Below are 15336 nucleotides of genomic sequence, written 5' to 3' on the forward strand. Positions count from 1 at the left end.
GTTTGAATGGTGGGGTTGAATAGGGGGTTGAAGGGGGGTTGAAGCCTGTCATGCACCTACCTCAACCAGATACGACACGCGGCGCGATGCCGGTCCTTCGGTCTCGATACGGACCTTGCCTGATGCCAGCAGGCTCTCCATTGCGGACTTGAACGCCCGCTTAGTGACGGCTTCGCTGTCAGGATGTTCGCTGAATAGCTTGGGTGCATAGGTGGAAGCTCCAGAGGGATTGACCCTGCGCCCCTGCCCCGTGAACTCGCGAAGCAGCTTGATGAACACACGTTCAGCCTTGGCATTGCCAGCCATGCGGTCCAGGGCAGTTTCGGCAGGATCGGCCACGAACACACCATCGCGCCAAGTTAGGCTGATCTCGCCGCCCGTGCGCCCGTAGTTAGCCTTCTTGGTGGACAGCACCCGCGCATCCGGGTTCATCTCAATGCCATCCTGCGCCACCCGTTCGAGGTATAGCCGGGACCGCACACTGTTGTTCCAGCCGGTCGATCCGCTGGTGCCGGTGCCGCTATTGAGGCCAGATAGAGACGGATGGGCCAGCAGGATCACCGCGCAGTCGTGGCGGATAGCCAACCCACGCAACAGGCCAATGAAATGCCGCGCCTGTGCCCGGTCGTTCTCGTTGCCGGGGAACAGGTCTGCCAGCGTGTCTAGCACCAGCAGCGCGGGCGCCTCATCCGCCATGCGCTTGTCCAATTCCGCATAGAGGGGCGATGGGGAAAGGACGCCAGATCCGCGATCTAGGAAGGCCAGCAAGGCATCCTCGCCTGCAAGGCTGCGGATGGTCAGGCGGTCCAGGTCGCTGAACTGCATGTCCGATGCGCGCACCACGTCATCGAGGCGGCGGTGCAACTCGGCATCGTCATCTTCCGCACTGATGAATATGGCGCCGCCGCCCGATACATGGCGCTCCAGCCATGTGCCGCCCGTAGCGACTGCACAGGCCAACTGCAGGGCCAGCAGTGACTTCCCTGTGCCCCCATCGCCGCCCAGCAGGGTCACGGTCCCAGAGGGCACCAGATCGCGCACCAGCCAGTGCCGGGGCGGGACTTCCAGCCCCTCCAAGTCAGACGCGGAATAGAAGCGCGAAGCCCGTGGTGCCGGATCCTCGGTATAGAGGCCATCCGGGTGCATGGACCGCCGGTCCTTCTGATCGAGATTGGCAAAGACATTCAAGCCGCGCTCCTCCCTTGGACATAATCCAGGAAGGCCGCTTGATCGCGGGCAGGCATGCGGTTGAAGCAGGCCAGGGCATAGGCCTTGCGCTCGGCCGGGCTGGCCCTATCCGCCCAGAACGAGGCTTCGACCATGAGGCTGTTCATGGCGATGATCGGAAAGCCGGGACGCAAGGCATCATAGCACTGCTCCAGCATTTCGAGCCGGTCGAGCGGATCGCAATCCAGCACGGCATCGGCGAGATTTCTTGCCGCAACCTCTCGCCTGATGTTATCATCGATCCACGACAGCCAGTCTTGAATATCGGCCCCGGTCCCGCCTGCATGCGAGATCGGGGCTATGTTTTCCCCGCTCATTGCCCGACCCGTGTATGCAGCTGGACATGGTGCTTGCGGCAGAGCCACCGCACGTCGCCGGGGCGGGAATAGTCGTCGTGGTGCGCTTCGGCCTTGGCTCCACATTGTTCGCAAGGTTGCGGCGTGAGGATACCTAAGCGCTTGAGGGTTTCGACATAGAGATGCGCTGCATAGCGCCGGGGATTGTTCCGGCGCCATTGCTGTTGGCGGGTGAGGGGCTTGGTCATCGGCTGCCCTCCACCAATCCCGTCAGGCCCTCATCGGATAGCGATTGCCGAACCTGATTGGCGTGACCTGGCGAAAGGCAGAAGATGGTTTCTTCCGGCTGGCCGGGCCTATTCACCAGGATGGCGGTTTGGCCGGAAACGACCGTGACGCGGAAGCTGCCCTTCGGTTTGAGGAGCAGCAGTTCGTCCAGACTGCGCGCGATGATCATGGCCGGGCCTCATGCCGCAACCGGGCGTGAGGTGATCCAATTACGGATCGAATCAGTCGGCCAAGCGACCGCACGCTGCCCAAGGCGGATGGGTTTGGGAAACTCCCCCTCGCTCATCATCCGGTAAATGGTCGAGCGGCCAAGGCCGGTCATTTCCATAACTGCTGGAAGGCGAAGCAATTTATCTGGCATGTCAAAGCCCTTATCCTGACACGTTTCATCATCCCGCTCTCGCGGGTTTCGAAGGCACGTGGACAAGCCGTCCACGTTTTGTGTAGGATGGGGTTGGAAGGCTCGCTAACTTTCCAACCTCGCCCGCAGAGCCTGACCGCCAAGAAAGGCATCTGCGGGCGTCACCGCGCTTTCGCGCTCACGGTGCCGTCCTGATCCGAAAGTCATATGTCCCAAGGGACGCCATAACCATCATCACAAAGTCATAATGCACCACCCCTTGGCGCAGTGCAAATGCGCGCTTTGCCGCCACTGGCCATTTCATATGGGTCATCTGTGGATAATCTGTGGAAATGTAGAGCAGTTCATCGAAAAAACCCTGTGCTGACAGGGCGTGCGCCAATCACGGCAAGCGCAGCGATTTCCTTCCCGATGCTAACGTGGCGACACGTGCCAGCATTTGTTCCTGCGGCTCGTCCAGCAGGAAACAGGCTGCGCGCGTTATCTGCGGACGATGTATAACCAATCTGGCAACTCGCTCTGGAAATCGACGCTCGTATTGGCACCATCATCCAATCCTCACGACTTTGGCGCTGTCCTGCGCCAGATACCCTGCCCAAGCGTCCATCATCTTGCGGCGCTTCTCGAACAGGTCGGACCTCGCATAGGCACGCTCCACATCACTGCCGACTGTATGGGCCAAGGCCCGCTCGGCAATGTCGTTCGGGAAGTTCGTCTTTTCCTGCGTCCACGTCCGAAAGCTGGTGCGAAACCCGTGCACGTCCACCGGGAAGCCAAGTTCCTTGACCAGCTTGGAAAGCGTCATGTCGGACAACATCTTGCCTGCCTTGGTGCCGGGGAAGATCAGCCCGCTGTTGTTCTGCATAGCCTTGGCCTCCTCGATGATGGCCAGTGCCCGCGACGAGAGTGGCACCCGATGCGGCCGCTTCATTTTCATCCTGTCGGCGGGCACGTTCCATGCCCTCGCATCGGTGTCGATCTCGTCCCAGCGCGCGCCGCGTGCTTCCAGTGACCGGGCGCAGGTGAGGATCAGGAACTCCAGGCACAAGCGCGTGGACATGCCTGCCTGCGACTGACGCAACGCCGTCAGGAATGCCGGAACCTCGGTATAGTCCATCGCCTTGCGCTGCTGTCGCGCGGCTGTCTGCTTTGGCAGGGCGTTCGTGATGCCGATGGCGGGGTTGTCCTTGCGCCAGCCCTGCGCGATGCCCCACTTCATTACCTTGCTGATCCGCTGGCGAACGCGGGATGCGGTTTCTGCCTTTTCGGTCCAGATCGGGCGCAACACCTCCAGCACATCGGCACTGGTCACGTCCGATACCTTGGTGCGACCTATTGTCGGGAACACATAGGTCTCAAGCGTGCTGATGAACTGGCTGGCGTGCTTCTCATTCTTCCAGGTGGGTCGCAGCATGTCATAGATTGTCCGCGCGGCCGTCTCGAAAGTCTGGATCTCCTGCTGGGCGCGGCGTTCCAGTAGTGGGTCGCCGCCCGAACGCGCCTGCTTGCGGTTCTCGTAAGCGGTGGCCCGCGCCTCGGCCAGCGACACGAAGACCGCGCTGCCTAGGCCGATCTCCCGCCGCTTGCCTTGAATGACGATCCGCTGCACCCATGCCTTGTTCCCGTGGGCATCCACGCGCAAGATCAGGCCGTGCCCGTCAAAGTATTTTCCCGGTTCACTAACCGTTTGGACGAACCGGGCGCTGAGTGCTTTCTCTGGCCTTCTCATGAAAACAACCGCATAACCTTTCGACCCTCCAATGCGTCCCCCATTCGGCGCGGGAACGCCGTGAACAACAGTGGAACTTACGGGAACATACAACTTGCTATGTGTCAATAAAATCAAAGCACAACGGAACATCTGGGAACGTTGTAGAAATGGCGGAGGCGGTCATTCCCTTCCGCCATCATCCGAAGGCCGGCCATGACCGATTTCGACGACTGGCTGCGCGCCACCTTCGCGGAAACGCAGGGCTTCACCCTGCTGATCGTCCTGGTCGGCACGCAGGAGGGTCGGGTCAATCTGCTGCGGTCGGCGCATCTGCATGTGATCGGCGACGATATCGCCTGGCCTGTCATGGCGGCGCATCTGGACGGATCGGGCGTGGCCTGGGACGCGGTCGCGCTGTTTCGGGCGGGGCGCGAGGGGCTGGTGGCCGACGGCATCGCCAAGGAGCGGCTGGATCAGCTTATGCGCGCGCTGAACGGCGACCGGACGCTGATCCGGGACGGCGAATTCTTCAATCGCGACGGGCTGCGCCTGCGGCTGGACGATGCCGAGCCGCAGGTGCCGATCCTGAACTGATCAGCAGGCGGCGGGCGCCGGGTCCGCGCGCCCGGCCAGATCCAGCCCGCGCGCGGTCGGCGGCTGCCAGGTGGGCGACTGCGCCACCGCGCCCTGGGTGTTGGTGCCCAGGACGGAACCGCCCAGACCCCCGCTCCACCCGCTGCTGCCGGTGTTGTTGGCGTCGGTGCTGTCGGCGCCAGGCTGCGGGGCGGTCGCGGCCTCGGCCACGGTGTCGCGGGCCGGGCAGTCGCCTTCGCCCGACTGGCCCTGCGCCTCGGTCCTGGCGGCGGGGGCCTCGTTCACGGCGCGCGGCTGGTCCACGGCGGGAACCGGCGCGGTCTGCGCCCAGCCGGTGCTGGCCGCAAGAAGGCTGGTGGCGATGATGGCGCTGATGCGGGTCATGGCGGGCCTCTGACACGAAGGGGACGGCGGAAAACGCCCAGGCTGCGGCGCGGGTTCCGCTTGCAGCCTGCGGCCTCGGCGACTAGAAGGGCGGGAATTTTTCAGGCCGCCCCGGCTTTGGCGGCCCCTATGGCACGAGGACGATGATGCAGGTCAAGGAAACCCAGAACGACGGTCTCAAGCGGGGCTACCAGTTTACGCTTCCGGCAGCCGATTTGGCCGCGACGGTCGATGCGAAGCTGAAGGAAGCCCAGCCCGAGGTCGAACTGAAGGGCTTTCGCAAGGGCAAGGTGCCCCTGGCCATGCTGAAGAAACAGTTCGGCCCGCGCATCCTGGGCGACGCCATGCAGGATGCGATCGACGGCGCGCTGAAAAAGCACCTGGACGAATCCGGCGACCGTCCCGCCACCCAGCCCAAGGTCGAGATGCAGAACGGCGAAGGCTGGAAGGAAGGCGACGACGTGGTCGTCAACGTCTCGTACGAGGCGCTGCCGCCGATCCCCGAGGTCGACCTGTCCAGCCTGACCCTGGAAAAGCTGACCGTCCCGGCCGAGGACGCGGCAATCAACGAAGCCTTGGAAAACCTGGCGAAATCTGCCCAGAACTTCGAGGACCGCCGCAAGGGCAGCAAGGCCAAGGACGGCGACCAGGTGGTCATCGACTTCAAGGGCTTCGTCGACGGCGAAGCCTTCGAGGGCGGCGCCGGAGAGGATTATCCGCTGGTGCTGGGGTCCAACAGCTTCATCCCCGGTTTCGAGGACCAGCTTGTCGGCGCCAAGGAAGGCGACGACGTGACCGTCTCGGTCAAGTTCCCGGAAGAATACGGCGCCAAGCACCTGGCGGGCAAGGACGCGACCTTCGAATGCAAGGTCAAGGCCGTGAAGGCCCCGAAACCGGCCGAGATCGACGACGAACTGGCCAAGAAATTCGGCGCCGAGGATCTGGAGGGCCTGAAGAAGCAGATCGCCGGCCGCCTGGAGCAGGAATATGCCGGCGCCGCCCGCGCGATCCTGAAACGCTCGCTGCTGGACCAGCTGGATCAGAAGGTAAAGTTCGACCTGCCCGAATCGCTGGTCGAGGCCGAGGCCCAGCAGATCGCGCACCAGCTGTGGCACGAGGAAAACCCCGAAGTCCACGACCACAGCCACGGCAGCATCGAACCGACCGACGAACACAAGAAGCTGGCCGAACGCCGCGTGCGCCTGGGCCTGCTGCTGGCCGAGATCGGCCAGAAGGCCGAGGTGACCGTCACCGACCAAGAGATGACCCAGGCCGTGCTGCGCGCCGCGCGCCAGTATCCGGGCCAGGAACGGGCCTTCTTCGAATTCGTCCAGCAGAACCAGGCCGTGCAGCAGCAGCTTCGCGCCCCGATCTTCGAGGACAAGGTGGTCGACCACATCGCCGAACAGGCGAAGGTCACCGAAAAGACCGTCACCAAGGAAGAACTGGAAAAGGCCGTCGAGGCCCTGGACGAGCTTTGATCGCCCGCTGAACCCTGCTTCGAAAGGCCGCGCCGTCCGCGCGGCCTTTTCGTTTGCGCCATCCTTGCGACCGGCCGCCCTGCCCCCTATCTTGCGGTCATGTCAGGCCAACTCCACCTCATGAAGCTGTGCGTCGGCGCCGAAGGCCCGGACGATCTGCTGGAATGGCAGCGCCGCTTCGGCGACGGCCCCGCCGTCCATGTCACCCGCATGTGGCCCAAGCGGGAAGACGAACTGCTGGCGGGCGGCTCGATTTATTGGGTGTTCAAGGGGGTGATGCTGGCCCGCCAGCGGATCGTCCGGCTGGACGAACACCACCGCGACGACGGCATCCGCCGCTGCGCCCTGATCCTGGACCGCGACATCGTGCCAGTGACGGCCGTGCCGCGCCGCCCGTTCCAGGGCTGGCGCTATCTTCCCGCCAAGGACGCCCCCGCCGACATGCCGCGCGGCCGCGCGGGCGACGCCGCCCTGCCCCCGCAGATGGCCGCCGCCCTGGCGGAAATGGGCCTTGTCTGACGCTTGACGACGCCCCGGCCATCGGTTAGCCAAGGCGCCACGCGGGTGTAGCTCAATGGTAGAGCAGCAGCTTCCCAAGCTGAATACGAGGGTTCGATTCCCTTCACCCGCTCCAACCCTCCTTCACGAAAAACCTTTACACGTCAATCGCTTACTCGCGATGGCGTCGCCGTGCGTCGTCCAAGACGACGTTTTCGGAAGGGACAAACGCGGCCAGTAAATGCTGGGCGGGGACACTGCGCCCCAGACTGGGCCCCAGACCTCCCCCCAGACTCAGGCCGCATCAGCCGCGACACGCCCCGGTTGAGCCTATTAAAACCACCCCCGCCGACATTTCCGGGGAGATGGTTTGCCACCCTTTCCCCCCGTTTATGCTCATCTCCCCGGAAAGACAGTTTTAATTTCTGGCCTTCTCAAGTTAGAGGTTTTCCCAATCATGATTGAGAAAAGACGCGTTCTTGACCCCGCACTGTCATTTGTGGGTCTCAAGAAAGAGGATCTGGCTGGTCGGGTGGCTCAATGCCGCCGCCACGTGATCGTCGCGGCCCGGATCAGGTCCGCCGATATCCAGGGACTGCCGCCGCGCATCCTCTCTCTCGACGAAGACGGGGATCCGGAGCGGCGCGAGTATCTGCTCGAGCTGGATCAGATTCCCGACATGAGGATCCCCGTGCTAACCTTGGCGCGCGACAAGAGACGGGCCAGGAGGCTCTGGCAGAGACTCTCAGCCGCGTCGATGATCGACATTAAACACCTCTCCGAAGCCGAGCGCGGTCACCTCCGGATGACCGCCGCCCAGGGTGCGGTCGTGGCCGGCAAGGTCAGCATGCATCGCGCTGACGAGATTGTCGCTGCCCTTCACGAGGAAGCCCCCTGGATGAGGGAACTGCACATCGACATGCTCCGCGCTCTTCGAGAAGCGGCCCGGACAGGGGCCGGATTTTACCTCCCGCCGTCTCTCGTCGTCGGCCCTCCTGGGACTGGAAAAAGCGCCGCGCTACGCCGGATCGCGGAGATCCTTCGCATCCCGCACGTCGCGATCGACGCGTCCACGGGCGGACATTTCGGCGTCGTGGGAATGGAACGGGGGTGGGGAGCGGCTCACCCCGGCGCGGTATCCCAGACCATCATCGGCCGCCGTATCTACAATCCGGTCATCATACTCGATGAAGTCGAGAAAGCCGCCGGTGACGTCCAGACGAATAAAGGCAACACCGTCCCAGGTCTGCAATCCACCTTGCTGCCTCTTCTCGAACCAATCACCGCAGCAGCGTGGCGGTGCCCTTACTATGGTGTGCCAGTAGACGCGCGCGGCGTCACCTACCTCATGACAGCCAACAGCCTGGACGGCCTCAGCGCGCCCCTCCGAAGCCGCCTCCGCGTCTATCACGTCGATCATCTCAGCGCTGATCATCTCGTCCACGCGGCCCGGCGGCAGTGCCTAGAGTCCGGTTTGGAGGAAGACGTTCGGGAGGCGATCAGCGGGCTTGTCCGCGATCTGCGGGCCCGGCGGCCGGTCCACCTGCGCGAGATCAGCGCGATTGTCGGGCGCATGAAAGCGATCGATGGGCCAGAAAGTTTCCTGCACTAATTATGCCGCGTTCCGGACCCCATTAATAACAAAGGCCGCCCGAGTTTGGGCGGCCTTTGTTCGGAAGAAGGGACAGTTACCCGGAGAGTTTGACGCTCTCGATCTGAGCGACGGCCATGTCACGAAGCGCCTTTTCAGTAAGTCCGAAATGGTCGACGGCATCGGGGTATCGCTGACGCACCCGGTCGATGACGAACTTAATATCATGATCAGGAATGTCGGCGCCGGTTCTCCAGACATCGAGGATGTTGAGACGGGGGTCGTTCGCGCGGCCGGCGACGAGCAGGAGGACAGCGTTGCGCAGACCGAGCATCAGGGCGTCCCTGTGTTTGGCGTCGATCTCGACGCCCGTCGCGTCGCTGAGCCTGCTGAGGTAGCCGTTCAGCTTTATCGTCACGATGCTGCCTAGGATCGCCAGGATGGCGAGGATCGTCGGCATGAGCGCCGCCAGGAGCTGGTCAGTGAGAGTCGGTTCCATCAGGTTTCCTTTCTGAAAGACGAGGGTCAGGCGCAGAGCCGGTCGCGCAACCGGAAGCCCAGCAGCGGCCAGATCTTCTCGCGGGCATTTCTGCGGGCGATCTGTCGGCCGATCTCGGCGTCGAAGTTCTGCGGGGACGCACAGGCACTCTCGCCAGTCACGGTGAATCCGTTCTGAAGTGTCAGCGCGCAAACGGTCAGACAGCTATTCGGGAAGACGTGGTAATCCTCGCCCGCGATCTCTTCATCGAGCATGTCCGGGGTTACCCGCGCGGCGGTAAGGCCCTTGTCTTTAATCTTCGCCTCCACGGCTTGTTCGTCGCTTTCCATGTCAGGTCCTTTCTGAAGGGGATCAGGGGTAGTATTGCTGTCCGATCACGCGCGGGCAGTCCTCTCCCGGAAGCGCGCCGCAGGCGTTAGGCGTATGCATCCAGGCGAGGACGATGAGCGCGATGATGAAGAGGTCGTCCATCACGCAGCCGCTTCGAGAAGCGCGGTCCACGTCATGCGCCCGGCGATACCGTCGGGCAGAAGCTCGGACTCTATCTGGAAAAGCTGGACCGCACCGAACGTTCCAGGGCCGAACTGCCCGTCAACCGCGATCGGCTTATCAAGCTTCAGAGCGGCGTTGAGCAGCGTCTGCAGCTCCCGCACCTCGGGACCGGTGTGACCGCGCCGGAGCGTCTTCCTGGGGCTTGCTGCGGCGGGTGCCGGCTTGCCGCCCAGGCGCGCGATCTCGGCGCTCACCGCGTCTCGGATCAGGTCCCCGATGACGACCGGATCCCGGCTGTCGATCCGACCCCACGGGTCATAGTCGAAATCCCATTTTCCAGCCTGTTCGACCCCGAGCGTGATCTCGACTTCGGCGTGGGTCAGGACGGTCTTACGGGTGACGGGGATGCTGTATTCGATCGCCAGATCCGCCATCTCGGAGATGAACGCCGAGACCTGGGCCGCCTTCGGGAAGAAAGCGCAGGACCGGGGACTGGACCACTTCGCATCGTGCATGCAGGCCATGGCGACGCCGATAGAGCCGGTATTGAGCCCGCGCGTATGTGCCGCATAGGAGCCACTGCGTAACGGCTTGCCGGGCGCGTTTGCGCTGATCGGATGCCGACCAGAGTGCCTCTTCCCGTCTCCGTCGATGATCCGATGGTAGTGCTCTCGATCAGCCACAGTGACACTGAAGGGCCCTGCCGAGTGGTGCCCGACGATGCGGTTCATTTTAACTGTCATTTTAATAACTCCGCGCGGGTGATTCGCGAGAAGATTCGCACAAAAGACCGAAAACGGCTGTTGATACGCGCGCTGACTCGCCATTTTAGCGGCACAGAGTCCGGATAAATGATATCAATATAGGGAAGCGGGATTTTCTGTTTTTACCTTATTTGAAAGGAGAAACTGAAAAACCCGCATCATGCATACCTTTAAATCTTATCTGTATGCGCAAGTTGTTGTATTTATTTGCATCCTTGGTGGCTATCTTGAGACTCTAAAGCAGCGAGGAGTCACGGGATGGCGCGAGAGCAAAGAGAAGAGGAGCTGATCGTCGCCTCCGATCTTCAGGTCATAAATGATATCAAATCGGTCACCGAAGCATCCAAACGCAACGCTGATTTTAATAACTTCTTGTGGGCTCTTTCCAGAATGCACGGCCTTACGGAAGGATCGGCCGAAGCTCTCGCGGCGATCTCGATGCAAGCCTCGATTATCGCTTTCGGAAGGCCGGGAGAAAATAGCCGGGATAGCGCGCTCATGACGTCAGTATGTCGTGACGCACTCAGCGATCTCCGCTCCCGTCTCGCGACATACCCATGGAACCAGATCGCATCGGAGATCGCGAGGCCATCGAAGGCCGTCCAGATCGCCCCGGCTGTCGCGACGCTCTACCTGTCCCTCGACGTAGCGCCCCGTGGCGCACCTCCCGGATATCACCGCCTCCTACTTCTCGGCGCCGGACTGGATACGGACACGGACGACGCGCAGGGCGACGCGCAGCAGGCGGCCGAGGACCACTTCCTCAGCCCTGCCACCCCCCTTTTCGAAAACGAGGACACTGACAGTGACCCGCGTCGCGACTATCGCAACGCGCTCCGCCGCCGCTGCATCAGAGAGTTCCGGGAGGCGATCGCCGCCCTGACTGAGAACCCGTGTGAGAACGCCGGGACAAACCGCGCCGTAGCTGGTGCATAAAATCGAGCAAGAAGAGAAAACAGCATGAGCAACGTCACCCAGATCCACCCGCTCGCGGGCAAAGAACGCACCGGTTTCATCGGCCGCTTCGCGATGCGCAGCATCTTTCTGACCCAGGCCGCACCGCGCGACTGGATCGACGATTTCCTGATCCCGCGCGGCAAGGCGACGATCTTCGGCCTGGACCATGGCCAGGGCAAAACGACGGCTCTGCTGAGTGCGATCGTGGTCGCCTCCGCGACCGGGGTCTGGAGTCTCTTCGGGAACAGGGATCATAAGCGCCCCTTGAAGTGTGTCCTCGTCACGGCAGAGGAGACGGAAGAGGATGTTATTCAGAAACTTGCCTATGATCGCCCCGCCAGCGACCATCTGCGGATGGCCAAGGAGGCCATGTCTAAGGGAAATTTGATCATCATCTGCCTCGACAAGGTTATGGAGGCGTCTCAGACCGGGGAGCGTATCTTCGGTGACGACGGGGCACCGACCCAGGGTATCGGCCGAGAACTGCTGAACGAGCTGGTCCTCATGAAGCCGGACGTTATCATCTTCGATACGATGCGGTCATGCGGGTCCGGCGACTACAACTCCGATCTCGTCTCCTCTCAGACGCTCAGCGCGCTCAATCTGCTCGCGAGGCTGGCCGAGGCGGCTGTCATCATGACCGTCCACGTCACTAAGGACTCGGCCAAGGTGAAGCTGACGGATCAGTCATCGCCCTCGGCGCTGATCGGGATGATCCGCGGATCCGGCCAGATCGTCTCCCAGGCGCGGCACGTCATCGTGCTCCACCGGACGGACGATCTTTTCAAGGGCGTCACCGGGCTTGAGAAGGGCGACACTCTCTACGTCTGCGGCGTGAAGTCGAACCTGGGCTTTCCGCTGACGCAGGAGCTTTTCCCCGTTGTCAGGTCCCATAAGCACCTGACGTTCATGGCCCGCTACGACGGCAAATCCCTCCTCGACTCCTCGAAGTCGGAAGAGAAATGGCGCTACATGCGCGTCCTGAAGATCCTGCCGAAACTGATCTTCGCGGCCGCCATCTCGGGCAAGCCGTTCAGTCTCACCGGCGCCTTCTCTCCCGAAAAATTGGCCGAGTCGACGATCAAGAACTTCCTCCCGGAGGGGGCCACGCCCGCGATGGTCAACTCCGCACTCAAAACCCTCCTCGCCGGGCATCAGGTCTTGCAGGTTAAGACGACGGCCGGAGGCGTCCCGAACCGATACGACGTCGTGGAAGGGCCTTACGCGACGGCTGACCGTGAGGGCGCTGAGCCTCCGGCATCTAAAGGCGCCGTCGACACCGATCTCCTGCACTTCGCCGCGTCCGACGAAGCTGTCGTCTATCAGGATATCCTCGACTACGCAGTGAGGCGCGGAACGCTTGCTGAGGGCGTCGAAGACCTCTGCCGGATCGAAGCGGGTGACCAGCGGATCCCCGAGATCCAGTCCGAGGACGACGAACGGGCGATGGACGAGGTGCCCGGCATGGACCAGATGCCCGACGAGTGGGAGCAGCGTGAGGACGGGACGGATATCGAACTGCAGTTCGGTGAGCCGGGAGCCGACCATCCCAAATTCTCGCTCGGAGAAGCGCCCGACTTCGATGTCTAACGCCGCTTCGGCGCGCTGAAAGCGGCCAGCTCTACGATCTGGCCCGCGATATCAGCCGGAAGGTCGGCGTCGATCTTCACCCTCAGATAGCCCGGACCGCTAGTCCGGGCTTCCTGTATTTCGAAAGGAGGAGGTAGGTCCGCATCATCGATGGTGATGCCCGTCTGCTCAGGATCGATATCCTCAGGTGCCACTCCGAAGGCCAAGGCCAATGCGGCGAGCTTTGCCGCCGGGGGCCGGGTCTTGCCATGGAGATATCTCCCGTAAGCGTCTCTCTCCAGCCCGGCTCTCCTGGCGTTCTCGGCCTGCGTCCGGCCGCTCGCGTCCTGGAGCCGACGGAGATTGATGGCATAGTCGGGGAGATCGCTCATGCTTCACGAATACGGCCCTCTGTGGGCCGTATCAAGCCGTAACACTATGGGGCGCCAAGACGATCTTAGACGTGTAGGTATAACCGCCGGTGGCGTTCCAGACGGGTTCCTGCGTCTCCGGATCTACGGTCCAGGCGCCGTTGAAACGCACCGCGATCTCCAGCGTCCAGGGGATCCTGACGATCACCTCCGCGTCGTCCGGCGCGATGGCTTTGATCGTCGCCGGCCTCACCATCGGGATCTCGTCACCATCCCCGATCAGTTCCCCGTTCTCCTCGAGGAGCTGTCCACGGTATGTCCGGACGGCAAGCGGTGAGCCGACGCCGGACCCGTAAGTCCTGACGGTGAAGGGTGCGGCCCCATGGTGATCCAGGTCCGGCGTCCGATCCAATCTGATATCAGGATAGTTCATCTCAACCGGACGCATGTCGACACCGGGGATCAGGATCGCCCCGCCCTGACGTTCGAGCCCGACGCCGGGGTGAGCCGTGATATTGATCGTCTGCGGCATCCGACGACCTACAACGCCGGCGGACTGATACGGTCGGGTGTCGGGGTATCGGTAGGGCTGGACGATCAGCGTCAGGTCCCCGCCGAAAACGATCAGATCCTGGTCAGCGTATCGGTCTGCAGGGTCGGAGATCCCGAGATAGCCGAGGCCGATCCGCGTCGCGTTGGCGATCTGCTGAGACGTGATGTGCAGCCTCAGGTCGATCGTGGGAGCGGCCGTCGGTTCGAGCCGGTAGACGGGCCGGTCGATCAGCTCGATCAGCTGGACGCTTCCCGAATAAACCTTCTTCTGCCCTGCGGGCGCGTAGGTGTTCGTCGCAGCGGTGGCGACAAAAACATCTTTCCGGAGGACGGGCGATGATCGCAGTGCGACGACCCGGCCAGGGATGGGCTTCATCTCGCGCGGCGGCTTAGCGGACTCGGCCGGGCCGTCATACTGTCTGATCTGCTGCTGCGGCCAGTCCGCGTCGTCGACATGTCTCGACTCGTCGATCAGGACTCGCTCCCGGATCCGGCCCTGGAACGGGCGCTCTACTCGGTGCCTCTCGCTGTCGGCCTGCAGCGGGATGGCGATGATCTTGTCTTCGTGAAGGGGCTTATCGACCATCACGACCTCCTCGTCGCCACCAGGATCCGGTCCCATTTCTTCGCCGTCTTGTTGTATGACGCGACGACAAGGAGATCGACGACGGCGCGCTCGGGCGGGTTGTCCACTTCGTTCTCCTCGTTCCCCGCAACCCACGTTACCGGATGCGGCAGCGCCGAGATCGACGTGACGGTGGCCCCGTTGTGGCCTTGGATCACGATGCTGCCTGCCGGATCCGGGCTGCCATCGGCTTTGTATGCGGGTATAGTGTGCCCCGGCACGGTCAGCTGGACAGTCGCGGGGGACGCGCCGTGCTGCAGCATCCCGGCCCATCTGATGCCGGCAAACTCCATCCGGTGATCCGGGTTGCCGGCGATCGAGTTCAGATGTTCGGAAAGGGCGGTCATGCCCGCATGATCGCAGATCGCCGTCCCGGAGACGCTGAACCCCGCTTTATCCTCCGCTTCGTCCTTGAGAACGGACGCGATTGGGGACGCCAGCGCCTCTGCCGCGGTGATGCCTTCCTTGACTTTGAACCCGTCGTCTCTGACGACTTCCTGTCCCATGTCCCCGCCCTCGGGGGTGTCCGTGATGATCGGCGGGGACACACCCTCTTCATCGTCACCCGCTGATGCGCCGCCGGTGATATCCGCGCGCTTCGCCGCGCTGATGAGCATTTCAGAAAGCTTGACGGGATGTGGGATGACGATGCTGGAGAACGTGCCGTTCAGCGTGGCCGTGGGGTGAGACATGAGGTTCCAGGCGCCGGGGTGATGGGCGTGGGGCCGCAGGCCGCCGAGGACGACGGCGGAGGAGATGACCCCGGTCGCGACGTCTTCCACTTCCGAAACCTGGACATGCTCGAGATTGGCGATATCGAAAGTTTCAGTCTGCGTCGCGCGCCCAGGCAGCCACTCCCGGAGATCCCCGAGTTTGGGCCGGGATTTCGCGAGGCGGTGTCCCTCAAATCCCCCGCGCTCTGTCCTCCGGATGGCCCACCCGCCGTCCCAGTCCTGGCCGGGCATCTTCTCGCGATACTGATAGCCGGACGGCATCTCGCCGGCGTCGACCATCCGCTGACGGTCCGCTTCGGTGACGCGCTTGATATCCTGGTGCTGTCGAGCCCACTCATTCAT

The 15336-nt window shown here is 62.7% G+C and carries 20 protein-coding genes and 1 tRNA gene; 7 read left to right on the forward strand and 14 right to left on the reverse strand.

From position 1 onward, the window contains the following. Positions 1–48: 48 nt before the first annotated feature. The 7 genes from PARHAE_RS16280 to PARHAE_RS16305 form a co-directional block, all read right to left on the reverse strand. Positions 49–1188, reverse strand: a complete 1140-nt coding sequence (locus PARHAE_RS16280) for an AAA family ATPase (protein WP_241232853.1) — start codon at positions 1186–1188, stop codon at positions 49–51. Next, complete coding sequence (locus tag PARHAE_RS16285) at positions 1185–1544, reverse strand: hypothetical protein (protein ID WP_126155626.1); 360 nt, start codon at positions 1542–1544, stop codon at positions 1185–1187. The genes PARHAE_RS16280 and PARHAE_RS16285 overlap by 4 nt, the downstream gene beginning before the upstream one ends. Next, positions 1541–1771 (reverse strand): PIN domain-containing protein, encoded by a 231-nt coding sequence (locus PARHAE_RS16290; protein WP_126155627.1) that lies wholly within the window; start codon positions 1769–1771, stop codon positions 1541–1543. Before PARHAE_RS16290 ends, PARHAE_RS16285 begins: the two co-directional genes overlap by 4 nt. Continuing rightward, positions 1768–1980 carry a hypothetical protein gene (locus PARHAE_RS16295; RefSeq protein WP_126155628.1) on the reverse strand — a complete coding sequence of 71 codons (213 nt, stop codon included), beginning with the start codon at positions 1978–1980 and terminating at the stop codon, positions 1768–1770. Before PARHAE_RS16295 ends, PARHAE_RS16290 begins: the two co-directional genes overlap by 4 nt. Positions 1981–1989: 9 nt before the next feature. Beyond that, positions 1990–2172 (reverse strand): helix-turn-helix transcriptional regulator, encoded by a 183-nt coding sequence (locus tag PARHAE_RS16300; protein ID WP_126155629.1) that lies wholly within the window; start codon positions 2170–2172, stop codon positions 1990–1992. A 178-nt stretch (positions 2173–2350) separates the two neighbouring features. Next, on the reverse strand, positions 2351–2554 hold the full coding sequence (locus PARHAE_RS21435) for a hypothetical protein (RefSeq protein ID WP_206437003.1): 204 nt from the start codon (positions 2552–2554) through the stop codon (positions 2351–2353). Positions 2555–2719: 165 nt separating this feature from the next. Then, positions 2720–3901, reverse strand: a complete 1182-nt coding sequence (locus tag PARHAE_RS16305) for a tyrosine-type recombinase/integrase (protein WP_126155630.1) — start codon at positions 3899–3901, stop codon at positions 2720–2722. A 195-nt stretch (positions 3902–4096) separates the two neighbouring features. On the opposite strand from PARHAE_RS16305, the gene PARHAE_RS16310 reads away from it, so the two are divergent. After that, positions 4097–4477, forward strand: coding sequence for a hypothetical protein (locus PARHAE_RS16310; RefSeq protein ID WP_126155631.1), 381 nt, complete (start codon positions 4097–4099; stop codon positions 4475–4477). Here PARHAE_RS16310 and PARHAE_RS16315 read toward each other — a convergent pair whose 3' ends face one another. Further along, on the reverse strand, positions 4478–4861 hold the full coding sequence (locus PARHAE_RS16315) for a hypothetical protein (protein ID WP_126155632.1): 384 nt from the start codon (positions 4859–4861) through the stop codon (positions 4478–4480). It lies immediately after the preceding gene. 146 nt (positions 4862–5007) lie between these two features. Here PARHAE_RS16315 and tig point away from each other — a divergent pair, with 146 nt between their 5' ends. The 4 genes from tig to PARHAE_RS16335 all read left to right on the forward strand — a co-directional run bounded on the left by tig (position 5008) and on the right by PARHAE_RS16335 (position 8452). Continuing rightward, positions 5008–6342, forward strand: a complete 1335-nt coding sequence (gene tig / locus PARHAE_RS16320; protein ID WP_126155734.1) for a trigger factor — start codon at positions 5008–5010, stop codon at positions 6340–6342. 99 nt (positions 6343–6441) lie between these two features. Continuing rightward, positions 6442–6861, forward strand: coding sequence for a DUF1489 family protein (locus PARHAE_RS16325; protein ID WP_126155633.1), 420 nt, complete (start codon positions 6442–6444; stop codon positions 6859–6861). Between the two features lie 41 nt (positions 6862–6902). Next, a tRNA-Gly gene (locus tag PARHAE_RS16330) sits at positions 6903–6976 on the forward strand. Positions 6977–7297: 321 nt separating this feature from the next. Next, a complete protein-coding gene (locus PARHAE_RS16335; protein ID WP_126155634.1) occupies positions 7298–8452 on the forward strand; it encodes an AAA family ATPase in 1155 nt (384 codons plus the stop codon). A 76-nt stretch (positions 8453–8528) separates the two neighbouring features. Here the strand turns inward: PARHAE_RS16335 and PARHAE_RS16340 are convergent, their stop codons facing one another. The 3 genes from PARHAE_RS16340 to PARHAE_RS16350 form a co-directional block, all read right to left on the reverse strand. Next, positions 8529–8930, reverse strand: a complete 402-nt coding sequence (locus PARHAE_RS16340) for a hypothetical protein (RefSeq protein ID WP_126155635.1) — start codon at positions 8928–8930, stop codon at positions 8529–8531. Positions 8931–8956: 26 nt separating this feature from the next. Continuing rightward, positions 8957–9259, reverse strand: a complete 303-nt coding sequence (locus tag PARHAE_RS16345; protein ID WP_126155636.1) for a Gp49 family protein — start codon at positions 9257–9259, stop codon at positions 8957–8959. A 141-nt stretch (positions 9260–9400) separates the two neighbouring features. Then, on the reverse strand, positions 9401–10153 hold the full coding sequence (locus PARHAE_RS16350) for a peptidoglycan recognition protein family protein (RefSeq protein WP_164555287.1): 753 nt from the start codon (positions 10151–10153) through the stop codon (positions 9401–9403). 291 nt (positions 10154–10444) lie between these two features. Between PARHAE_RS16350 and PARHAE_RS16355 the strand changes: the two genes are divergently transcribed. Further along, positions 10445–11122 carry a hypothetical protein gene (locus PARHAE_RS16355; protein WP_126155638.1) on the forward strand — a complete coding sequence of 226 codons (678 nt, stop codon included), beginning with the start codon at positions 10445–10447 and terminating at the stop codon, positions 11120–11122. A gap of 24 nt (positions 11123–11146) precedes the next feature. Then, positions 11147–12733, forward strand: coding sequence for an AAA family ATPase (locus tag PARHAE_RS16360; RefSeq protein WP_126155639.1), 1587 nt, complete (start codon positions 11147–11149; stop codon positions 12731–12733). Here the strand turns inward: PARHAE_RS16360 and PARHAE_RS16365 are convergent. Genes PARHAE_RS16365 through PARHAE_RS16375 form a run of 3 tightly spaced genes read right to left on the reverse strand, consistent with a single transcriptional unit; the run spans position 12730 to position 15336 of the window. Continuing rightward, on the reverse strand, positions 12730–13104 hold the full coding sequence (locus PARHAE_RS16365; protein ID WP_126155640.1) for a helix-turn-helix domain-containing protein: 375 nt from the start codon (positions 13102–13104) through the stop codon (positions 12730–12732). The two genes, PARHAE_RS16360 and PARHAE_RS16365, sit on opposite strands and share 4 nt — an antisense overlap. A 31-nt stretch (positions 13105–13135) precedes the next feature. Continuing rightward, the gene (locus tag PARHAE_RS16370; protein WP_126155641.1) at positions 13136–14221 is read right to left on the reverse strand and encodes a hypothetical protein; all 1086 of its coding nucleotides are present in this window, start codon (positions 14219–14221) and stop codon (positions 13136–13138) included. Beyond that, positions 14221–15336: a hypothetical protein gene (locus tag PARHAE_RS16375; protein WP_126155642.1), complete on the reverse strand. Its 1116-nt coding sequence runs from the start codon at positions 15334–15336 to the stop codon at positions 14221–14223. The genes PARHAE_RS16370 and PARHAE_RS16375 overlap by 1 nt, the downstream gene beginning before the upstream one ends.

Source organism: Paracoccus haematequi (genome assembly GCF_900631945.1).
Taxonomy (GTDB): Bacteria; Pseudomonadota; Alphaproteobacteria; order Rhodobacterales; family Rhodobacteraceae; genus Paracoccus; species Paracoccus haematequi_A.